Source organism: Streptomyces sp. NPDC018947 (assembly GCF_044390505.1).
Classification (GTDB): domain Bacteria; phylum Actinomycetota; class Actinomycetes; order Streptomycetales; family Streptomycetaceae; genus Streptomyces.
In genome coordinates, this window is record NZ_JBIRZD010000005.1 from 67,308 (window position 1) to 84,627 (window position 17,320).

General features: G+C 71.5%; 14 protein-coding genes. 9 read left to right on the forward strand and 5 right to left on the reverse strand.

The annotated features are described in order from the left end of the window. Positions 1-104: 104 nt before the first annotated feature. Entirely contained in the window at positions 105-884 is a 780-nt protein-coding gene (gene lexA / locus ACH499_RS12225) for a transcriptional repressor LexA (protein ID WP_356203219.1), read from the reverse strand. Between the two features lie 564 nt (positions 885-1,448). Between lexA and nrdR the strand changes: the two genes are divergently transcribed. Then, positions 1,449-1,994 carry a transcriptional regulator NrdR gene (gene nrdR / locus ACH499_RS12230; protein ID WP_356203221.1) on the forward strand — a complete coding sequence of 182 codons (546 nt, stop codon included), beginning with the start codon at positions 1,449-1,451 and terminating at the stop codon, positions 1,992-1,994. A 165-nt stretch (positions 1,995-2,159) separates the two neighbouring features. Then, positions 2,160-5,054 carry a vitamin B12-dependent ribonucleotide reductase gene (locus ACH499_RS12235; protein WP_356203222.1) on the forward strand — a complete coding sequence of 965 codons (2,895 nt, stop codon included), beginning with the start codon at positions 2,160-2,162 and terminating at the stop codon, positions 5,052-5,054. Between the two features lie 65 nt (positions 5,055-5,119). Here ACH499_RS12235 and ACH499_RS12240 read toward each other — a convergent pair whose 3' ends face one another. Then, positions 5,120-5,650, reverse strand: coding sequence for a TerD family protein (locus ACH499_RS12240; RefSeq protein ID WP_356203224.1), 531 nt, complete (start codon positions 5,648-5,650; stop codon positions 5,120-5,122). A 155-nt stretch (positions 5,651-5,805) separates the two neighbouring features. Between ACH499_RS12240 and ACH499_RS12245 the strand changes: the two genes are divergently transcribed. From ACH499_RS12245 to ACH499_RS12255, 3 genes are read left to right on the forward strand one after another with little or no spacing between them, the layout of a single operon-like run. Next, a complete protein-coding gene (locus tag ACH499_RS12245) occupies positions 5,806-6,411 on the forward strand; it encodes a YdbC family protein (protein ID WP_356203225.1) in 606 nt (201 codons plus the stop codon). A gap of 60 nt (positions 6,412-6,471) precedes the next feature. Then, on the forward strand, positions 6,472-7,131 hold the full coding sequence (locus tag ACH499_RS12250; RefSeq protein WP_356203227.1) for a histidine phosphatase family protein: 660 nt from the start codon (positions 6,472-6,474) through the stop codon (positions 7,129-7,131). A gap of 11 nt (positions 7,132-7,142) precedes the next feature. Further along, a complete protein-coding gene (locus ACH499_RS12255) occupies positions 7,143-8,060 on the forward strand; it encodes an ADP-ribosylglycohydrolase family protein (protein WP_399015247.1) in 918 nt (305 codons plus the stop codon). 99 nt (positions 8,061-8,159) lie between these two features. Here the strand turns inward: ACH499_RS12255 and ACH499_RS12260 are convergent, their stop codons facing one another. After that, on the reverse strand, positions 8,160-9,707 hold the full coding sequence (locus tag ACH499_RS12260; RefSeq protein ID WP_356203231.1) for an MFS transporter: 1,548 nt from the start codon (positions 9,705-9,707) through the stop codon (positions 8,160-8,162). Between the two features lie 181 nt (positions 9,708-9,888). Between ACH499_RS12260 and ACH499_RS12265 the strand changes: the two genes are divergently transcribed. The 3 genes from ACH499_RS12265 to ACH499_RS12275 all read left to right on the forward strand — a co-directional run bounded on the left by ACH499_RS12265 (position 9,889) and on the right by ACH499_RS12275 (position 12,016). Beyond that, positions 9,889-10,509, forward strand: a complete 621-nt coding sequence (locus ACH499_RS12265) for a TetR/AcrR family transcriptional regulator (protein ID WP_356203232.1) — start codon at positions 9,889-9,891, stop codon at positions 10,507-10,509. Positions 10,510-10,613: 104 nt separating this feature from the next. Further along, positions 10,614-11,315 (forward strand): ribonuclease HII, encoded by a 702-nt coding sequence (locus tag ACH499_RS12270; RefSeq protein ID WP_399015249.1) that lies wholly within the window; start codon positions 10,614-10,616, stop codon positions 11,313-11,315. 68 nt (positions 11,316-11,383) lie between these two features. After that, entirely contained in the window at positions 11,384-12,016 is a 633-nt protein-coding gene (locus tag ACH499_RS12275) for a hypothetical protein (RefSeq protein ID WP_399015251.1), read from the forward strand. Between the two features lie 382 nt (positions 12,017-12,398). Here the strand turns inward: ACH499_RS12275 and ACH499_RS12280 are convergent, their stop codons facing one another. Both ACH499_RS12280 and ACH499_RS12285 read right to left on the reverse strand, forming a co-directional pair. Then, positions 12,399-13,013: a hypothetical protein gene (locus tag ACH499_RS12280; protein WP_356203237.1), complete on the reverse strand. Its 615-nt coding sequence runs from the start codon at positions 13,011-13,013 to the stop codon at positions 12,399-12,401. A gap of 328 nt (positions 13,014-13,341) precedes the next feature. Further along, a complete protein-coding gene (locus tag ACH499_RS12285) occupies positions 13,342-15,507 on the reverse strand; it encodes a RecQ family ATP-dependent DNA helicase (RefSeq protein ID WP_399015253.1) in 2,166 nt (721 codons plus the stop codon). Positions 15,508-15,649: 142 nt separating this feature from the next. On the opposite strand from ACH499_RS12285, the gene ACH499_RS12290 reads away from it, so the two are divergent. Beyond that, positions 15,650-17,215, forward strand: coding sequence for a DUF4192 family protein (locus ACH499_RS12290; protein WP_399015255.1), 1,566 nt, complete (start codon positions 15,650-15,652; stop codon positions 17,213-17,215). Positions 17,216-17,320 lie beyond the last annotated feature (105 nt).

The window sequence follows — 17,320 nt, forward strand, 5'->3', positions numbered from 1 at the left end:
CCGGGAGGGCCCGGACAGCGCAGGGCCCCGGAACCGGCGCAGAGGTTCCGGGGCCCGGTCGGGGCGGCGGGTCGCTGCCGTGCAGGATCCGCCCGTCGTGGCGCTCAGACGCGGCGCAGTACGGCGACCACCTTGCCGAGGATGGTCGCGTCGTCACCGGGAATGGGCTCGTACGCCGAGTTGTGCGGGAGGAGCCAGACGTGGCCGTCCTCGCGCTTGAAGCGCTTGACGGTGGCCTCGCCGTCGAGCATGGCGGCCACGATGTCGCCGTTCTCGGCGACCGGCTGGCGGCGGACCGTGACCCAGTCGCCGTCGCAGATGGCGGCCTCGATCATCGAATCGCCGACGACCTTCAGCACGAACAGCTCGCCGTCACCGACGAGCTGCCGGGGCAGGGGAAAGACGTCCTCGACGGACTCCTCGGCGAGGATCGGGCCACCGGCGGCGATGCGCCCGACGAGCGGGACGTACGACGCGGCGGGCTTGCCGGCGGTGTCCGTGGGCTGTACGGAGGCCGCCTGGTCGGAACCGCGCACCTCGTAGGCCCGCGGGCGGTGCGGGTCGCGACGCAGGAAGCCCTTGCGCTCCAGTGCCATGAGCTGGTGCGCCACGGAGGAGGTGCTGGAGAGGCCGACGGCCTGGCCGATCTCGCGCATCGACGGCGGGTAGCCACGCCGCTGCACGGAGTCCCTGATGACCTCGATCACCCTGCGCTGGCGATCGGTGAGTCCCGAGCTGTCCGCCCGGATGCCGGGAGGTCGGCCCGGCAGGGAGCGCTTCGGCCCCTCGGGAAGCGTGGCGTCGCTCATCGCGTGCACCGGCTCAGGGCGGCCCTGGGGGCGGTCCTGGGCAGTGATGGCGGCACTGTCGGCGGTGGTGGTCACGTCGGCCCCTCTCGATGGTCTCCCTGCAGCACAACGGTAGTAGCTTTCGAAAGGTTGCGCCAAACACACGTTCGAGTGAAAAAAGGCGAATAGCTCACACGGAACAGAAGTCTGGGTGTATAGCTATCGCGGTGCCTGGCGGACAAAAGGACCCATTGCTGTACTCTTCACCGCCGGGTGCGCCCTCGCGGGGCGTCGCCCAGTCTGCCATCAGCGTCGCGCTCGACGGGGACCGGTGTCCCATCTGTCCGGTAGTCCCACGGGCCCTTTTCGCGGCGCCCACCGTATCTCCGCATGTGCGGGGCCGGCCTCCCGCGCATGCGCGCGCGGGCCCCGTGGCGGCGCCGGGCCGCGGCGCGTGTACGCACCGGCACGACACGCGTGCGGGCCGTGTATGTATGAGCCAAGCCCCACATCTAGTGGTTGGATTGCGGCAGCAGCCCACAAGTTGTGGTCCCCCGGGTCTTCGGGTCCTCCGCGATCGCCTATGCTTGGGGCTGCTTCGAGGGGCCTGAAGGGCCTCGTGAGGCTATTTGAGTCTGCTGTGAGGAGGGTTGGGATTCCATGCACTGCCCCTTCTGCAGGCACTCCGACAGCCGCGTGGTCGACAGTCGTACGACCGACGACGGCACGTCGATCCGCAGGCGCCGGCAGTGCCCCGACTGCTCCCGCCGGTTCACGACCGTGGAGACGTGCTCGCTCATGGTGGTGAAGCGGTCCGGGGTCACCGAACCGTTCAGCCGCACCAAGATCATCAATGGTGTGCGCAAGGCCTGCCAGGGCCGGCCCGTCACCGAGGACGCCCTCGCGCAGCTCGGCCAGCGGGTCGAGGAGGCGGTGCGGGCCACCGGGAGCGCCGAGCTGACCACCCACGACGTGGGACTGGCCATACTCGGCCCGTTGCAGGAGCTCGACCTCGTCGCCTATCTGCGGTTCGCCTCCGTCTACCGGGCGTTCGACTCGCTCGAGGACTTCGAGGCCGCGATCGCGGAGCTGAGGGAGGCGACGGGACGTCCCGGCGGGGACGGCGACGGCGCGGGGAGCCAGGAAGACGACCGCGGGTCCACGGGGGCGGCACAGGTCCCCGAGCCCGCAGGCGCCGCCGACTGACCGGCGGCCGGACCCGGGCGCAGGAACCGGGCCCGGCGGGCGGCGGCGAGTGGACAAAGACCTGTTGCGGGCGGCGCAGAGGGGCCCGCAGCACCAGACAGAACACCGTGCCACGGGAACAATCGGGGCACTTCAGGGCGTTTTCGCCCGTACATGGGAGGCGGCATGACAGAGACGGCGAGCGGTCCGGCACGGAGTTCCCGCGCGAAGGGCACCAAGGGCGGCAAGGGACTCCGTATCGAGCGCGTCCACACCACTCCCGGGGTCCACCCCTATGACGAGGTGGCCTGGGAGCGCCGTGACGTCGTCATGACCAACTGGCGCGACGGCTCGGTCAACTTCGAGCAGCGCGGCGTGGAGTTCCCCGACTTCTGGTCGGTGAACGCGGTCAACATCGTCACCAGCAAGTACTTCCGGGGCGCCGTCGGCACCCCGCAGCGCGAGGTGAGCCTGAAGCAGCTCATCGACCGCATCGTGAAGACGTACCGGAAGGCCGGTGAGGACTACAAGTACTTCGCCTCGCCCGCCGACGCCGAGATCTTCGAGCACGAGCTGGCCTACGCCCTCCTGCACCAGATCTTCAGCTTCAACAGCCCCGTGTGGTTCAACGTGGGCACGCCCCAGCCGCAGCAGGTCTCCGCCTGCTTCATCCTGTCCGTCGACGACTCCATGGAGTCGATCCTCGACTGGTACAAGGAAGAGGGCATGATCTTCAAGGGCGGCTCCGGCGCCGGCCTGAACCTCTCCCGGATCCGTTCCTCCAAGGAACTGCTCTCCTCCGGCGGCAACGCCTCCGGCCCGGTCTCCTTCATGCGCGGCGCCGACGCGTCCGCCGGCACCATCAAGTCCGGCGGTGCCACCCGCCGCGCCGCCAAGATGGTCATCCTCGACGTCGACCACCCCGACGTGGAGAACTTCATCGAGACCAAGGTCAAGGAGGAGGAGAAGATCCGCGCCCTGCGCGACGCGGGCTTCGACATGGACCTGGGCGGCGACGACATCACCTCCGTCCAGTACCAGAACGCCAACAACTCCGTCCGCGTGAACGACGAGTTCATGAAGGCGGTCGAGCAGGGCGGGAAGTTCGGCCTGCGTGCCCGCATGACCGGCGAGGTCATCGAGGAGGTCGACGCCAAGTCGCTCTTCCGGAAGATGGCCGAGGCCGCCTGGGCCTGCGCCGACCCGGGCATCCAGTACGACGACACGATCAACCACTGGCACACCTGCCCGGAGTCCGGCCGGATCAACGGCTCGAACCCCTGCAGCGAGTACATGCACCTGGACAACACGTCCTGCAACCTGGCCTCGCTGAACCTGATGAAGTTCCTGAAGGACGACGGCAAGGGCAACCAGTCCTTCGAGACCGAGCGCTTCCAGAAGGTCGTCGAGCTGGTCATCACCGCGATGGACATCTCGATCTGCTTCGCGGACTTCCCGACCCAGAAGATCGGCGAGAACACCCGCGCCTTCCGCCAGCTCGGCATCGGCTACGCCAACCTCGGCGCCCTGCTGATGGCCACCGGCCACGCCTACGACTCCGACGGCGGCCGCGCCCTCGCCGGCGCCATCACCTCCCTGATGACCGGCACGGCCTACCGCCGCTCCGCCGAGCTCGCCGCGGTCGTCGGCCCGTACGACGGCTACGCCCGCAACGCCGACGCCCACAAGCGCGTCATGAAGCAGCACTCCGACGCCAACGGCACCGCCGTGCGCATGGACGACCTCGACACCCCGGTGTGGGCCGCCGCCACCGAGGCCTGGCAGGACGTGCTGCGCATCGGCGAGAAGAACGGCTTCCGCAACTCCCAGGCGTCCGTCCTCGCCCCGACCGGCACCATCGGTCTGGCGATGTCCTGCGACACCACCGGTGTCGAGCCCGACCTCGCGCTGGTCAAGTTCAAGAAGCTGGTCGGCGGCGGCTCCATGCAGATCGTCAACGGCACCGTGCCGCAGGCCCTGCGCCGCCTGGGCTACCAGGAGGAGCAGATCGAGGCGATCGTCGCCCACATCGCCGAGCACGGCAATGTGATCGACGCCCCCGGTCTCAAGCAGGAGCACTACGAGGTGTTCGACTGCGCCATGGGCGAGCGCGCCATCTCCCCGATGGGCCACGTCCGCATGATGGCCGCGATCCAGCCGTGGATCTCCGGTGCCATCTCCAAGACGGTCAACATGCCGGAGACGGCGACCGTCGAGGAGGTCGAGGAGATCTACTACGAGGCCTGGAAGCTCGGCGTCAAGGCCCTGGCGATCTACCGCGACAACTGCAAGGTCGGCCAGCCGCTCTCCGCGAAGACCAAGGAGAAGGAGAAGGCCGAGGTCACCGAGAAGGCCGAGGAGACGATCCGCGCCGCGGTCGAGAAGGTGGTCGAGTACCGCCCGGTCCGCAAGCGCCTCCCCAAGGGCCGTCCCGGCATCACCACGTCCTTCACCGTCGGCGGCGCCGAGGGTTACATGACGGCCAATTCGTACCCCGACGACGGTCTCGGCGAGGTCTTCCTGAAGATGTCCAAGCAGGGCTCCACCCTCGCGGGCATGATGGACGCCTTCTCCATCGCGGTCTCCGTCGGCCTCCAGTACGGCGTGCCGCTGGAGACGTACGTCTCGAAGTTCACCAACATGCGCTTCGAGCCGGCCGGCATGACGGACGACCCGGACGTGCGGATGGCGCAGTCGATCGTCGACTACATCTTCCGCCGCCTGGCGCTGGACTTCCTGCCCTTCGAGACCCGCTCCGCCCTCGGCATCCACTCCGCCGAGGAGCGCCAGCGGCACCTGGAGACGGGTTCGTACGAGCCGTCCGACGACGAGGTCGACGTGGAGGGCCTGGCCCAGTCGGCGCCCCTCGCCCAGGAGCTGAAGGCCGTCGCCACCCCGAAGGCCGACATCGAGGCGGCCCAGCCCGCCCCGAAGCAGGCGCACACCAGTGCCGAACTGGTGGAGATGCAGCTCGGTATCCAGGCCGACGCCCCGCTGTGCTTCTCCTGCGGCACGAAGATGCAGCGAGCCGGCTCCTGCTACATCTGCGAGGGCTGCGGCTCGACCAGCGGCTGCAGCTGATCGGTAGCACCCCGTGAGCAAGGGGCGTCGGCCACGGCCGACGCCCCTTGCTCATGTTCCGGGTGTCAGGAGCGGCGCATGCCCATGACGGCCGTGAACGCCGCCGGGTCGTCCTCGAAGCCGTGGACGTGGCCGCGGAACTCCCACGCGCCCGTCTCGTCCCGCACGAACTCCGCGACCGTCGCGGCCGTCGCCTCGGGCACGCCGGCGAAGTCGTCCTCGGCCAGCACGGTGTAGCCCTCACGGATGCGCAGGCCGGGGTTGGCCACGCCCGCGAAGGTGCGCCGCCCGGAGCGTTGCTGTATCACGACGCCGACCACCACGCGCGCGTAGCGGGCGTCGAGCCGCTCCAGCTCCAGGGTCATGACCTCGTCGTAGCCGAAGCCCTTGCCGTCCTTGCTGTCCCGGTCGAGATAGACGGTGCCGTCGGGGGAGCGGCTGTCGAAGTGCACCGTGTAGGAGGGATCGCCGTACGGATCATCGGCGGGATAGGTCCCGGCGACCAGGTCGAGGTCGGCGGGTGGCGCTCCCGCCGGACTCGGGTCCCAACGCAGCGCGACCTCGACCTTGCGGATTCCCTTGCTGAGGCCGTTCACAGACTTCCCCTTCCCCGGTCCTGCCTTGCCCGCCATGCCAACTACCCCGCGGAGTCGGTCGGTTGCCCATCCTGCCATGGGGGCGAGGACGTCAGGGGGAGTGCGGTCCGCCGGATAGTGACCGGTGCCACGTTCCCTGGCCGTACGATGGCGCCGTGCTGGTCAAGTGGATTCGCTGCACCGTGGTGGACCGCCGTGGTTTCGAGCGGGGACAGCGGAAGTGGGCGGGGCTTCCGGGGGAGCCGGGTTTTCGCGGTCAGGGGGGTGGCTGGAGCCGTCGGCGGCCGGACGTGGCGCACGTCTTCGCGTTCTGGGAGAGCCGGGCCTTCTACGACTCGTTCATGGCGCGCTCGCACGACCGGCTCGCCTCCTCCCAGGCCGGCACGTTCAAGGACGCCCAGGTCAGGCTCTTCGACCACCGGTTCGACGTGAAGACCGGCTTCGAGCCCCGCTTCACGGACGCCGACCTGCTGCGGGTGGCGCTCTGCCGCGTCCACGAGGACCGGGCCGAGCACTACGTCCTGATGCAGGAGAAGGTCTGGAACCCCGCGATGGCCGGCTCGCCCGGCATGACCCGCGGGCTGTTCGCCGAGGCACCGGGCCACGAGTACCTGGTGCTGTCGATGTGGCAGTCGGCCGCCGAGCACGGCAAGTACCGCACCGAGCGGGTGGAGCGGCTCGCCCTGCGCGCCCGGACGGAGGCCGACATCGCCGCCCTCACGGGGGACATCGTGCAGCTCGAACCGTCCTGGACCGTGTGACCCGGACCGTACGGGGAACGCGAGACCTCGGTTCCGCGTCCGACGATCTAGGGTGCTGGCATGGCACGACCACGGCGCATCGTTCTTGTCCGGCACGGCGAGTCGACCGGCAACGTCGACGACTCCGTGTACGAGCGCGAGCCCGACCACGCGCTCGGCCTCACCGACCGGGGCCGCGCCCAGGCCGAGGAGACGGGCAAGCGGCTGCGCGAGCTGTTCGGCCGCGAACGCGTCAGCGTGTACGTCTCCCCCTACCGCCGCACCCACGAGACTCTGCGCGCCTTCCACCTCGACCCCGAGCTCGTACGGATACGCGAGGAGCCCCGCCTGCGCGAGCAGGACTGGGGGAACTGGCAGAACTGCGACGACGTACGCGCGCAGAAGGCCTACCGCGACACCTACGGCCATTTCTTCTACCGCTTCGCCCAGGGCGAGTCCGGTGCCGACGTCTACGACCGGGTCGACGGCTTCCTGGAGAGCCTGTTCCGCAGTTTCGACGCCCCCGACCATCCGCCGAACGTCCTCCTGGTCACCCACGGGCTGGCGATGAGGCTGTTCTGCATGCGGTGGTTCCACTGGACGGTCGCGGAGTTCGAGTCGCTGTCGAACCCGGGGAACGGCGAGACGCGGATGCTCGTTCTCGGTGAGGACGGCAAGTACACCCTCGACCGGCCCTTCGAGCGCTGGCGGGATCCGGAGCCGTACGCGATCAACGGATAGAGTGCGGGGCGATGACCGCTCATTCATCTCCCGAGGAGCCCCTCCAGCGGGCCCTGTCCAGCCTGCGCGGCCTGTCGGTGGGGGACGCGCTGGGCTCGCAGTTCTTCGTGCCGGACAACTATCCGCTGCTCAAGCGCCGCGAGCTGCCGCCGGGGACCTGGCAGTGGACGGACGACACCGAGATGGCCGCCTCCGTCGTCACCGTACTGGCCGCCCACCACCGCATCGACCAGGACGCCCTGGCCCGCTCCTTCGCCGAGCACCACGACTTCGACCGCGGCTACGGCCCGGCGGTCAACCGGCTGCTGCGCCTGGTCCGGGAGGGCGGTGACTGGCGCGAGCTGGCCGCCGCGCTCTTCAACGGCCAGGGGTCCTGGGGCAACGGTGCCGCGATGCGCATCGCCCCGCTGGGCGCCTGGTACGCGGACGACCCGGAGCAGGCCACCCATCAGGCGGAGATCTCCGCCTACCCCACGCACCAGCACCGCGAGGCGGTGGTCGGCGCCATGGCCGTCGCCGCGGCGGCCGCGCTGGCCGCCTCGCCGGACGGTCCGCCGGGCGCGCACGCGCTCCTCGACGGGGTGATCGCGCTCGTTCCGAAGAGTGCCGTCGCCGCCGGGCTGCGTCGCGCCCGGGACATGCTCGACTACGGCGACGCGACCACGGTCGCCGCCGTCCTGGGCTGCGGAAGGCGCACGACCGCCCACGACACGGTCCCCTTCGCGCTGTGGTCCGCCGCGCGGGCCCTCGATGACTTCGAGCAGGCCTTCTGGACGACGGCCCAGGTCGGCGGGGACGTGGACACGACCTGCGCCATCGTGGGCGGGGTGATCGCCGCCGGCAGGGCGGGGGCACCGCCGGCCGAGTGGACGGCACGGACCGAGGCGCTGCCGGACTGGACCTCCGGGGTCGGCCGCTCCGCCGGGTGACGCGACGGCCACGGCCCCGCCGTCGGGAGGGGCCGTGGCCGTCGGACACGCGGTGTGGTGCGGGCCGGCCCCGGATGTCCGGCCGGCGGGATCCCTCCGTCAGCCGATGCCCGGGCCGGCCGAACCGGAGAGCGCGTCCAGGTCGCTCTTGCGGACCCGGATCACGAACCAGGCCGTGGCCAGTGCGAGTACGGCCATGGCTGCGGCGGGGATGAAGGCCGCCGAGATGCCCTCCGCCAGCACGTCGTGCCCCCAGGGGGCGGGCAGTTGGTGCGTCTTGGCGAACTCCGCCTTCTGCTCGGGCGTGCTGTTGGCGAGGAAGCCGGGTATCTGCCTGGCCGCCTCGTCCCTGCTGGCCGTGCCGAACACCGTGGTCAGGATGGCCAGACCGATCGATCCGCCCACCTGCTGCATCGCGTTCAGCAGCCCGGACGCCGCGCCCGCCTCGTGCTGGGCGACGCCGGAGACCGCGGTGAGGGTCAGCGTCACGAAGTTCAGGCCCATGCCGAAGCCGAAGACCAGCATCGGGCCGAGGACGCCGCCTACGTAGGAACTGTCGGAGCTGATCAGGGCCTGCCAGCTCAGTCCGACGGCCGCCAGCGCCGAACCCACGAGCATGAACGGCTTCGGGCCGAACACGGGCAGGAAGCGCTGCGACACACCCGCACCGAGCGCGATCACGACCGTGACGGGCAGGAAGGCGAGACCGGCCTGGATCGGTGTGTAGCCCAGTACGTTCTGCACGAAGAGCACGATGTAGAAGAACATGCCGAACATCGCCGCGGCCAGGCAGAGCATGATCACGTACGTGCCGGAGCGGTTGCGGTCGGCGAACATCCGCAGCGGCGTGATCGGCTCCCTCGCCCGCGACTCGATCAGCGTGAAGGCCAGCAGCAGCACGACCGCGGCGCCGAAGGAGGCGATGGTCAGGGTGTCCCGCCAGCCCTCGTCGGCCGCGCGGATGAAGCCGTAGACGAGGGTCGCCATGCCCGCCGTCGAGGTCACCGCGCCCGCGATGTCGAAGCGCCCGGAGTGCCGCTCGGACTCATTGATGTAGAGCGGCGTCAGCACGGCGATCAGGATGCCGATCGGCACGTTGACGAAGAGGACCCAGCGCCAGTCGAGCCACTCGGTGAGCATGCCGCCCGCGAGCAGGCCTATCGCGCCGCCGCCCGCGGAGACCGCGGCGAAGACTCCGAAGGCCCGGTTCCGCTCGGGCCCCTCCGGGAAGGTGGTGGTGATCAGCGCCAGCGACGTGGGTGACGCGATCGCGCCTCCCATCCCCTGGAGGACGCGCGCCGCCAGCAGTTGCCAGGGTTCCTGGGCGAAGCCGCCGAGCAGGGAGGCGAAGGTGAACAGCAGGATGCCGGTCATGAAGACGCGGCGCCGGCCGAGGATGTCACCGGCCCGTCCACCGAGCAGCAGCAGACCGCCGAAGGTGAGCGTGTAGGCACTCACGACCCAGGTGAGGTCGGTCGTGCTGAACGCGAGGGCGTCTTGAATGTGCGGGAGGGCGATGTTCACAATCGTCGCGTCGAGTACCACCATGAGTTGGCAGGCCGCGATGACCGTGAGCGCGATGCCGGGATGTCCCGCCCGGCGGGCGGCTCCCGGCTTCTGGTCTTTGATCAAGGAAGAGGTCGTCACTATGTGTCCCCCACGACTGACTTAGTGAACGCTCGCGTTCACTGTTGCGTCAACGGTAGTGAATGGACGACAGTGAACGCAAGCGTTCACTTCTCGCGGCCGTGTACCCGTCCCCCGCAGTGGGCATGCGCCGCTTCCCCATCCCCCCGCAAACCGCCTCATTTCACCTGGAGACCCCCGAATGGTTTCTTCGCACTGGGGGGCCGCCGCCGCCCAGGCGCCTTCCCGTCGGCGCGGCGCCGTCCTCGAACGCGCGATCCTCGACGCCGCGCTGGACCAGCTCGGCACCGTCGGCTGGAACGGCCTGACGATGGAAGGGGTGGCCGCGGCCGCCCAGACGGGCAAGGCGGCGGTGTACCGCCGGTGGCCGTCCAAGGAGGACCTGGTCGCGGAGGCGCTGCGGTCCGCGCTGCCGAGCTTCGACAGCGTCCCCGACCTCGGCAGCGTGCGCGAAGATCTCCTGGCGCTGAGTCGGCTGGCCCGCGACGCGATGTTCACGCGGCCCGGCTTCGCCCTGCGGGCTGTCATTCACGAGTGCGACACCGTGCAGGCTGAGCGTTTCCACGCGGTGATCCTCGAAGGCGTCATCGAACCCACCCTCGCCATGCTCCGCGAGGTCATCACCAGGGGAATCGACAGGGGAGAGGTGCGGCAGGACGCCGCGAACGGCTATGTCTTCGACGCCATTCCGGCGATGATGATGTACCGGTCGAAGATTCGCGGAAGCGAATGGAGCGACCGGGAGCTGGAGGAGATGGTCGACGGTCTCATGGTCCCGCTGCTGCGCCCAGACGGCGGCTGAACCCGGGCCTGCGCTGGCCCTTGGCCCGCGCCGGAAACGGTCCGGACTCGATCCGGGAACCGGGGTGTCACCGGAGGTCCGGGGCGGCGTAGGCTAAGGGCGCCATGCCGTACGAACCACCTACTCACACCGTCGAGCGCTCACTCCGCGCCACGACCGGAGCCAAGATCGTCGCCGGTGTCGACGAGGTGGGGCGGGGCGCGTGGGCCGGTCCGGTCACCGTCTGCGCGGCGATCACCGGACTGCGCCGGCCTCCTGTGGGTCTCACCGATTCCAAGCTGCTCACCGTCAAGCGGCGGACCGAACTCGCCGCGGAACTGCGGCAGTGGGTGACGTCCTACGCCCTGGGGCACGCCTCTCCGGAGGAGATCGACGCCATGGGGATGACCGCGGCGCTGCGACTGGCCGCGGTGCGTGCCCTGGAGGCGCTGCCGGTCCGCCCCGACGCCGTGATCCTCGACGGCAAGCACGACTACCTCGGGGCACCGTGGCGGGTCCGTACGGTGATCAAGGGGGACCAGTCGTGCGTGGCGGTCGCGGCGGCCTCGGTGATAGCCAAGGTCCAACGCGACAAAATGATGGCCGAACTGGGTATCGACCATGCAGACTTCGCTTTCGCGGACAACGCCGGGTATCCGTCGCCCGTGCACAAGGCCGCACTGGCGGAGCGGGGCCCCACCCCGCACCACCGTTTGTCGTGGGCGTATCTTGATGCGCTGCCCCGGTGGCGGCATCTCAAGAAGGTCCGCAGTTGGGTGGACGGAAGCGTTCCGGAAATCGAGGGCCAGCTCGGCTTCGACTTCTGACGATTCCGCTCGCAGGGCTGGGCCACCCGCCGACGCCGCCCGCACCAACGTTTGATAAAAATCAGCTCATGCCTCTCATTCCCGAGGAGCCTCAGATTCACGAGAAGGCCCAGGGTCCCCGCGCCACTCCGGCCAGCGGCCGCACCGCGCCGACCCCCCGCCCCGTCCCCGGCCCCCGCCCCGCGGCTCCGCCGCGCCCCGGTCGTCCCGGCCCCCTGAGGCCGACGCCGCCGGCGCAACGCGCTCCGCGTGACACGGCCGCGGCCAAGCCCGGACCCTCGGGTCCGGCAGCTCCTGCCGCCACCACGGCAGGCCCCCAGATCCAGCTCATCCCGGCCTCTCCCGAGGGCGCGCTCGACGCCGTCGAGGAAGCCGTGGACCTGCTGCTGGACTCCGGCCGTACCCCCGGTGAGGTGCTGGTGATCACCACCGGCGAACCGCACCCGTGGGCCGCCCACGAACTGTCCTTCGGCGACGCGGCCTACTGGGCCCAGCACGACGCGGGCGACGACGTGTTCTACGCGGACGCCGCCGTCGCCGAGCGTGCCGCGGCGCGGCCCGTGGTCGTCGTCGCGCTCAACGGCGGTGCCGAATCCGCCGCCGTCACCGCTCTGTCGGCGGCCCACTCCCGGGCCGGCGCCCTGCTGATCGTCTGCGGTGACCCGCAACGGATCAACGCGCTCCTGGGCGCGACCGCCTGAGGCGTTCGCGTCACGATCGAGAGGCAGTGGGCCGACGCCGGTGGCTTCCGGGGTCGGCACTCGCGCCGCGACTGCCCGGGCGACCGGGCGGTGCGTGCGTGCCGGCAGTGCCGGACGGTGGTGCGGTGGCGAGACCCGTACCGGCGGTGGCCGCACGGGTCATGGCCCGTTCGCCGCTGATGCGGTGAGCGTGGGCCGTGAACTGGGTACGGGCGGTGCCGGGGTGTCGTGTTGTGCGGGTGCCTCCGGCGTTCGCCGGGCCTGTGGTGCGTGTCCGGTGCCGGTGGTTCTGGTGCGGCGGTGGCCTTGCGCCTGGGTTAGTTGTACGCCGGGGGTTTCGTGTCTGCCGGGGCGCGCGGGGGTGCGTGCCGGCACCGGTCGGTCAGCGTGCCGCCGCGCGGCGCAGTACGTCCGAGGCGGCACCACCGGTACGCGGCGGCGGGGGCGGTGCCTCCGCCGTGGCGAACGGCTCCGGCGCCGACACCGCGTTGGGCCGACGGCCGCCACGGCCCTCGCCGAGGACCTGCCATCCGTCATGCGTCAGCGTGATGTACGCCCCGCAGCGCAGCCCGTGCAACGTGCAGGCGTCGCGCAGCCCCCACATCCACGCGCCGTCCTCCTCCGTCCAACGCGCGTCGCCCTCGCGGCAGTAGAGCAGCACGGCGGTGCGCACCGGGGTGCGTCGCCGCAGATCGTGCGGGATGACGCGGCGGAGCTGGGAGAGCAGGGCGTTGCGGAACATCCACCCGTCCGCCTGCTCACGGCGGCTGGTGAACGAGGCGCTGGCGCGCAGCCGTTCGTCCGGATCGAGTACGGCCACGATCGCGGTCGCCGGTTCGGGACGGTGCCGCGCGTGCAGGCCGCTGACGACCTCCCGCGGATTGCGCAGCAGGGGGATTCCGGCCGAGGCCCACTCCGAGGGCTCGAGCAGGCGAGTGGCTGAGGTGGCGGACGGCGACAACGACGCCGCCGAGGACGAGGCGAATCCGAAGGTCACGTTCCTCCCTTCGGCTACGCGCCCACACTGCGGGCGGGGTCGGATTCGGGGGAGCGCGCACCGCAGTGAAGCCCTGCCGGGACACGGACCGAGCCGTGCGGGGAGCGGACTTCAATTCTTCCTGTCGAACTGGGTTGCGGCAACGAGCAATTGAGGCCGTCGACCGTTATCGGATGATGCGCGTCCTATATCCCTACCCGGACAGGCGCCGGGCGACGCATCCAGGGAGGGCGGGACGGGGCGGCGCGGACGGGAGCGGACGGCCGTGAGAGCCCCGCTCTGGGCGACCCACCAGGCCACGCCCCTGGTGGTGCGCGCCCTTGGCCGATCAGCCCTGCACGGCCAGGACCAGTGGCAACACCCCCTGCGCGCCGGACCGGCGGAGCAGCCGGGCCGCGACCGCGAGCGTCCAGCCGGTCTCGGTGTAGTCGTCCACGAGGAGGACCGGGCCCTCCTGGCCGGCGAGAGCGGCAGTCAGGGCGGGCGGCACCGTGAGCATCCCGTCGAGTGCCTTGAGGCGCTGCGCGCTGTTGCTGCGGGACATCGGGGGCGCGTCTCCCGTGTACTCGACCGAACCGAGCAGCGGCAACCGGCCGACTTCGGCGATCCGCGCACCGAGCGACCGGATGAGCCGCGGCCGCGAGCGCGAGGCGACCGTCACCACACCGACGGGCCGCGGCGGGGCGTCCACCGCGCCGGATGCCCAGCCGCCGGGGCCCTTCGCCCAGTCGGCGAGCACCGTCACGACGGCCTTCGCGACATCGTCCGGCACCGGGACGTCGGGAGCGTGCGCCGCCAGCATCGGACGCAGCCGGTTGCCCCAGCCGATGTCGGACAGGCGCCCCAACGCCCGGCCCGTCGCCGCCTGTTCCCCCGCGGGGATACGGCCCTTCAGCTCGATGCCGATGGCCGGGAGCCCGGTCGGCCACATCCGGCGCGGCTCCACCTCGACACCGGCGCGGCCCAGGTCGACCCGCGCCGCGTCCACGGCGCCGGGGGAGGTGTCCGCCGTGAAGCGCGGGCCCGCGCAGTTGTCGCAGTGGCCGCAGGGCTTGGCGCCGTCGTCGTCCAACTGGCGCTGCAGGAACTCCATCCGGCACTCCGTCGTCGACGCGTAGTCGCGCATCGCCTGCTGCTCGGCCCTGCGCTGCCGCGCGACCCAGTCGTAGCGCTCGGAGTCGTAGGTCCACGGCCGGCCGGTGGCGATCCAGCCGCCCTTGACCCGCTTGACCGCGCCGTCCACGTCGAGGACCTTGAGCATGGTCTCCAGGCGGGAGCGGCGCAGCTCCACCAGGGGCTCCAGGGCGGGCAGCGACAGGGGCCGGTCGGCGCGGGCGAGGACGTCGAGGGTGCGGCGCACCAGGTCCTCCGCGGGGAAGGCCAGCGAGGCGAAGTACTCCCAGATCGCCTCGTCCTCCTTGCCCGGCAGCAGGAGCACCTCGGCGTGGTCGACGCCGCGCCCGGCGCGGCCGACCTGCTGGTAGTAGGCGATGGGGGAGGACGGCGACCCCAGGTGCACCACGAAGCCCAGGTCGGGCTTGTCGAACCCCATGCCCAGCGCCGAGGTGGCGACCAGGGCCTTGACCCGGTTGGCGAGGAGGTCGTCCTCGGCCTGCTGCCGGTCGGCGTTCTCGGTCTTCCCGGTGTAGGAGGCGACCGTGTGGCCCCGCTGCCGAAGGAACGCGGTGACCTCCTCGGCGGCCGCCACCGTGAGCGTGTAGACGATCCCGGAGCCCGGCAGTTCGTGGAGGTGGTCGGCGAGCCAGGCCATCCGGTGCGCCGCGTCGGACAGCCGCAGCACCCCGAGGCTCAGGCTCTCCCGGTCCAGGGGGCCGCGCAGCACCAGCGCGTCCGACGTGCCGCCGGTACCGAGCTGCTCCGCGACGTCCGCGGTCACGCGCGCGTTGGCGGTGGCGGTCGTCGCCAGCACCGGCACACCGGGCGGGAGGTCGGCGAGCATCGTCCGCAGCCGACGGTAGTCCGGGCGGAAGTCGTGGCCCCAGTCGGAGATGCAGTGGGCCTCGTCCACCACCAGCAGTCCGGTGGCGGCGGCGAGCTCGGGCAGCACCTGGTCGCGGAAGTCGGGATTGTTGAGCCGCTCGGGACTCACGAGCAGGACGTCCACCTCGCCGGCGGCGATCTCGTCCTGGACGGCGCCCCACTCCTCGGTGTTCGACGAGTTGATGGTGCGGGCACGGATACCCGCCCGGGCAGCGGCCTCGACCTGGTTGCGCATCAGCGCGAGCAACGGCGAGACGATCACAGTGGGACCGCTGCCCCGGGCCCGCAGCAGCGCGGTGGCCACGAAGTAGACCGCGGACTTCCCCCAACCGGTGCGCTGGACGACCAGGGCCCGCCGACGGTCGGCGACCAGCGCCTCGATCGCCCGCCACTGGTCCTCCCGCAGGCGGGCGGCGCCGGAGGCGTCCCCGACGAGGCGGGCGAGGACCGTGTCGGCCGCTGTCCGGAGATCCGCGTTGTTCGTGTGCTCCATGCGTTCCATACAACAGGACGCGACCGACAGCCGGTGCCGCGGGCGGCCGCGCTGTGGAAGTCGACTGTTGAAATGACGTGTCCCTGATGGGAGTTGTCCACAGGGTAAAGCGGAATTTCTTGATCCGCGAGATCGTCGGGCCATGACGAACCACAGCGAAACGACTGGATCCGACGGCAACGGCGACATCACCGGACCCGCCCGTCCCAGCCCCGCGGCGCGGACTTCCCGCGACCGCCCGGGCGGCGAACCCCAGGTCACCCTGCGCACCCCGGCCGAGCTGGCCGACGCCCTGCCCTACCTGCTCGGATACCGCCCCGAGGACAGCATCGTGCTGGTCGCCCTGCGCGACAGGGACGGGCGGGGCCGGTTCGGCGGCCGGGCCCGGCTCGGCATCCCGGCGAACCCGGACGACTGGACGAGCGCGGCGGGACAACTGGTCCACGGACTGATCACCGGCAGCGAGCGGCGCGGGGCCCGGCCCGAGCAGATGGTGGCCTACCTCTGCCAGGAACCGGGTCGGGGCGAGACCGGCCGGCAGGTGATGGAGCGGCTGCGGCCCCTGGCCCAGAAGCTGCGCGTCGAATGCGGCACCCTCGACGTACCGGTGGTGGAGGCGCTGTGCATCTCCGACGGCCGCTTCTGGTCGTACTGCTGCGACGACCAGGACTGCTGCCCCTCCGAAGGGGTCCCCATGGGGCTGCCGGGCACGTCCGTGCTGGCCGCGGCGGCCACCTACGCGGGGATCCAGGTGCGCGGCTCACTGAGCGAGCTGCGGGCCAGGCTGCTCCCGTGGGAGGGCTCGGGGGCACTCGCGCAGGAGGTCGCCCTGGACACCGCCGGTCTGACGCTCGTCTCCCGGATCCTCGACGACGCCAGGCGCGCCGACGTCGCCGACGAGACGCTCGCCCTGGCGGAGCGGATCATGGGCCGCCTGGCCCGGGCGGCCCCGGCGTCCGGCACCCGGGCCCAGGACCTCCGGGACGACCGGCTGATCGGGCACGACGAGGCCGCCGCGCTGATCCTCGGCCTCCAGGACCGCACGACCCGTGACCGCGCGGCGGCCTGGATGGAGGGCGACGAGGCGGGCCCCGCGCTCCGCCTGTGGCGAGCGCTGGCCCGCAGGTGCGTCGGGCCCTACGGCGAGCACGCCGCGGCGCCCCTCACCCTCGCCGGATGGGTGGCCTGGTCCACCGGCGACGAGCTGGAGGCCCGGGAAGCCCTGGCCATGGCCCTCGGCGCGGACCCCGACTACCTCTTCGCCCGCCTCCTGCACCAGGCCTGCAACGAGGGCCTCGACCCCGAGTCGGTCCGCCGGTGCCTGCGCGCCGACCGTGCGAGCGGTGAACGCACGCAGGGCGGGACGGAGGCCGACGCGGGGCGAGCCGACGGGCCGGAGCATCGCGCGACGCCCGGCAAAGCGGCCGAAGGGGAGGCACGCACGCCCCGTACACCCCGGATGGCTGCGGCCACCGTCGCCGACGGCGCCGCCCGGCGCCGGACGAGGGCACAGGGGCGCGGTCCGCGAGCCGACCGTGGGCCGCGGGCGACGGTGGTGCGCCCCCGGACCCCGGTGAGCGGCGCACATCCCGGCGAGACCCGGCCGAGCCGTGGACGGCCGCGGACGTCCGACAGGTCCGCGGGCGGACCGGGCACCTGCCCGGAGGGCGCGCGCCGCGGGGGATCCGGAACCGGAGGGGAGCACTGAGGGCAGGGCCATGACCAGGCACGACATCGCCCGCCGGGGTGCCCGGGAAGAGGCGGCGGGACGTGTCGGGACCGAAGTGGATCAGCCATCGAAGCGGCCGACGAA

What these genes read in the sequence shown, in the direction of transcription:
- nrdR (WP_356203221.1), top strand. Translation starts at nt 1,449, where the DNA reads ATGCACTGCCCCTTCTGCAGGCACTCCGACAGCCGCGTGGTCGACAGT.
- ACH499_RS12235 (WP_356203222.1), top strand. Translation starts at nt 2,160, where the DNA reads ATGACAGAGACGGCGAGCGGTCCGGCACGGAGTTCCCGCGCGAAGGGC.
- ACH499_RS12250 (WP_356203227.1), top strand. Translation starts at nt 6,472, where the DNA reads ATGGCACGACCACGGCGCATCGTTCTTGTCCGGCACGGCGAGTCGACC.
- ACH499_RS12255 (WP_399015247.1), top strand. Translation starts at nt 7,143, where the DNA reads ATGACCGCTCATTCATCTCCCGAGGAGCCCCTCCAGCGGGCCCTGTCC.
- ACH499_RS12265 (WP_356203232.1), top strand. Translation starts at nt 9,889, where the DNA reads ATGGTTTCTTCGCACTGGGGGGCCGCCGCCGCCCAGGCGCCTTCCCGT.
- ACH499_RS12270 (WP_399015249.1), top strand. Translation starts at nt 10,614, where the DNA reads ATGCCGTACGAACCACCTACTCACACCGTCGAGCGCTCACTCCGCGCC.
- ACH499_RS12275 (WP_399015251.1), top strand. Translation starts at nt 11,384, where the DNA reads ATGCCTCTCATTCCCGAGGAGCCTCAGATTCACGAGAAGGCCCAGGGT.
- ACH499_RS12285 (WP_399015253.1), bottom strand. Translation starts at nt 15,507, where the DNA reads ATGGAGCACACGAACAACGCGGATCTCCGGACAGCGGCCGACACGGTC.
- ACH499_RS12290 (WP_399015255.1), top strand. Translation starts at nt 15,650, where the DNA reads ATGACGAACCACAGCGAAACGACTGGATCCGACGGCAACGGCGACATC.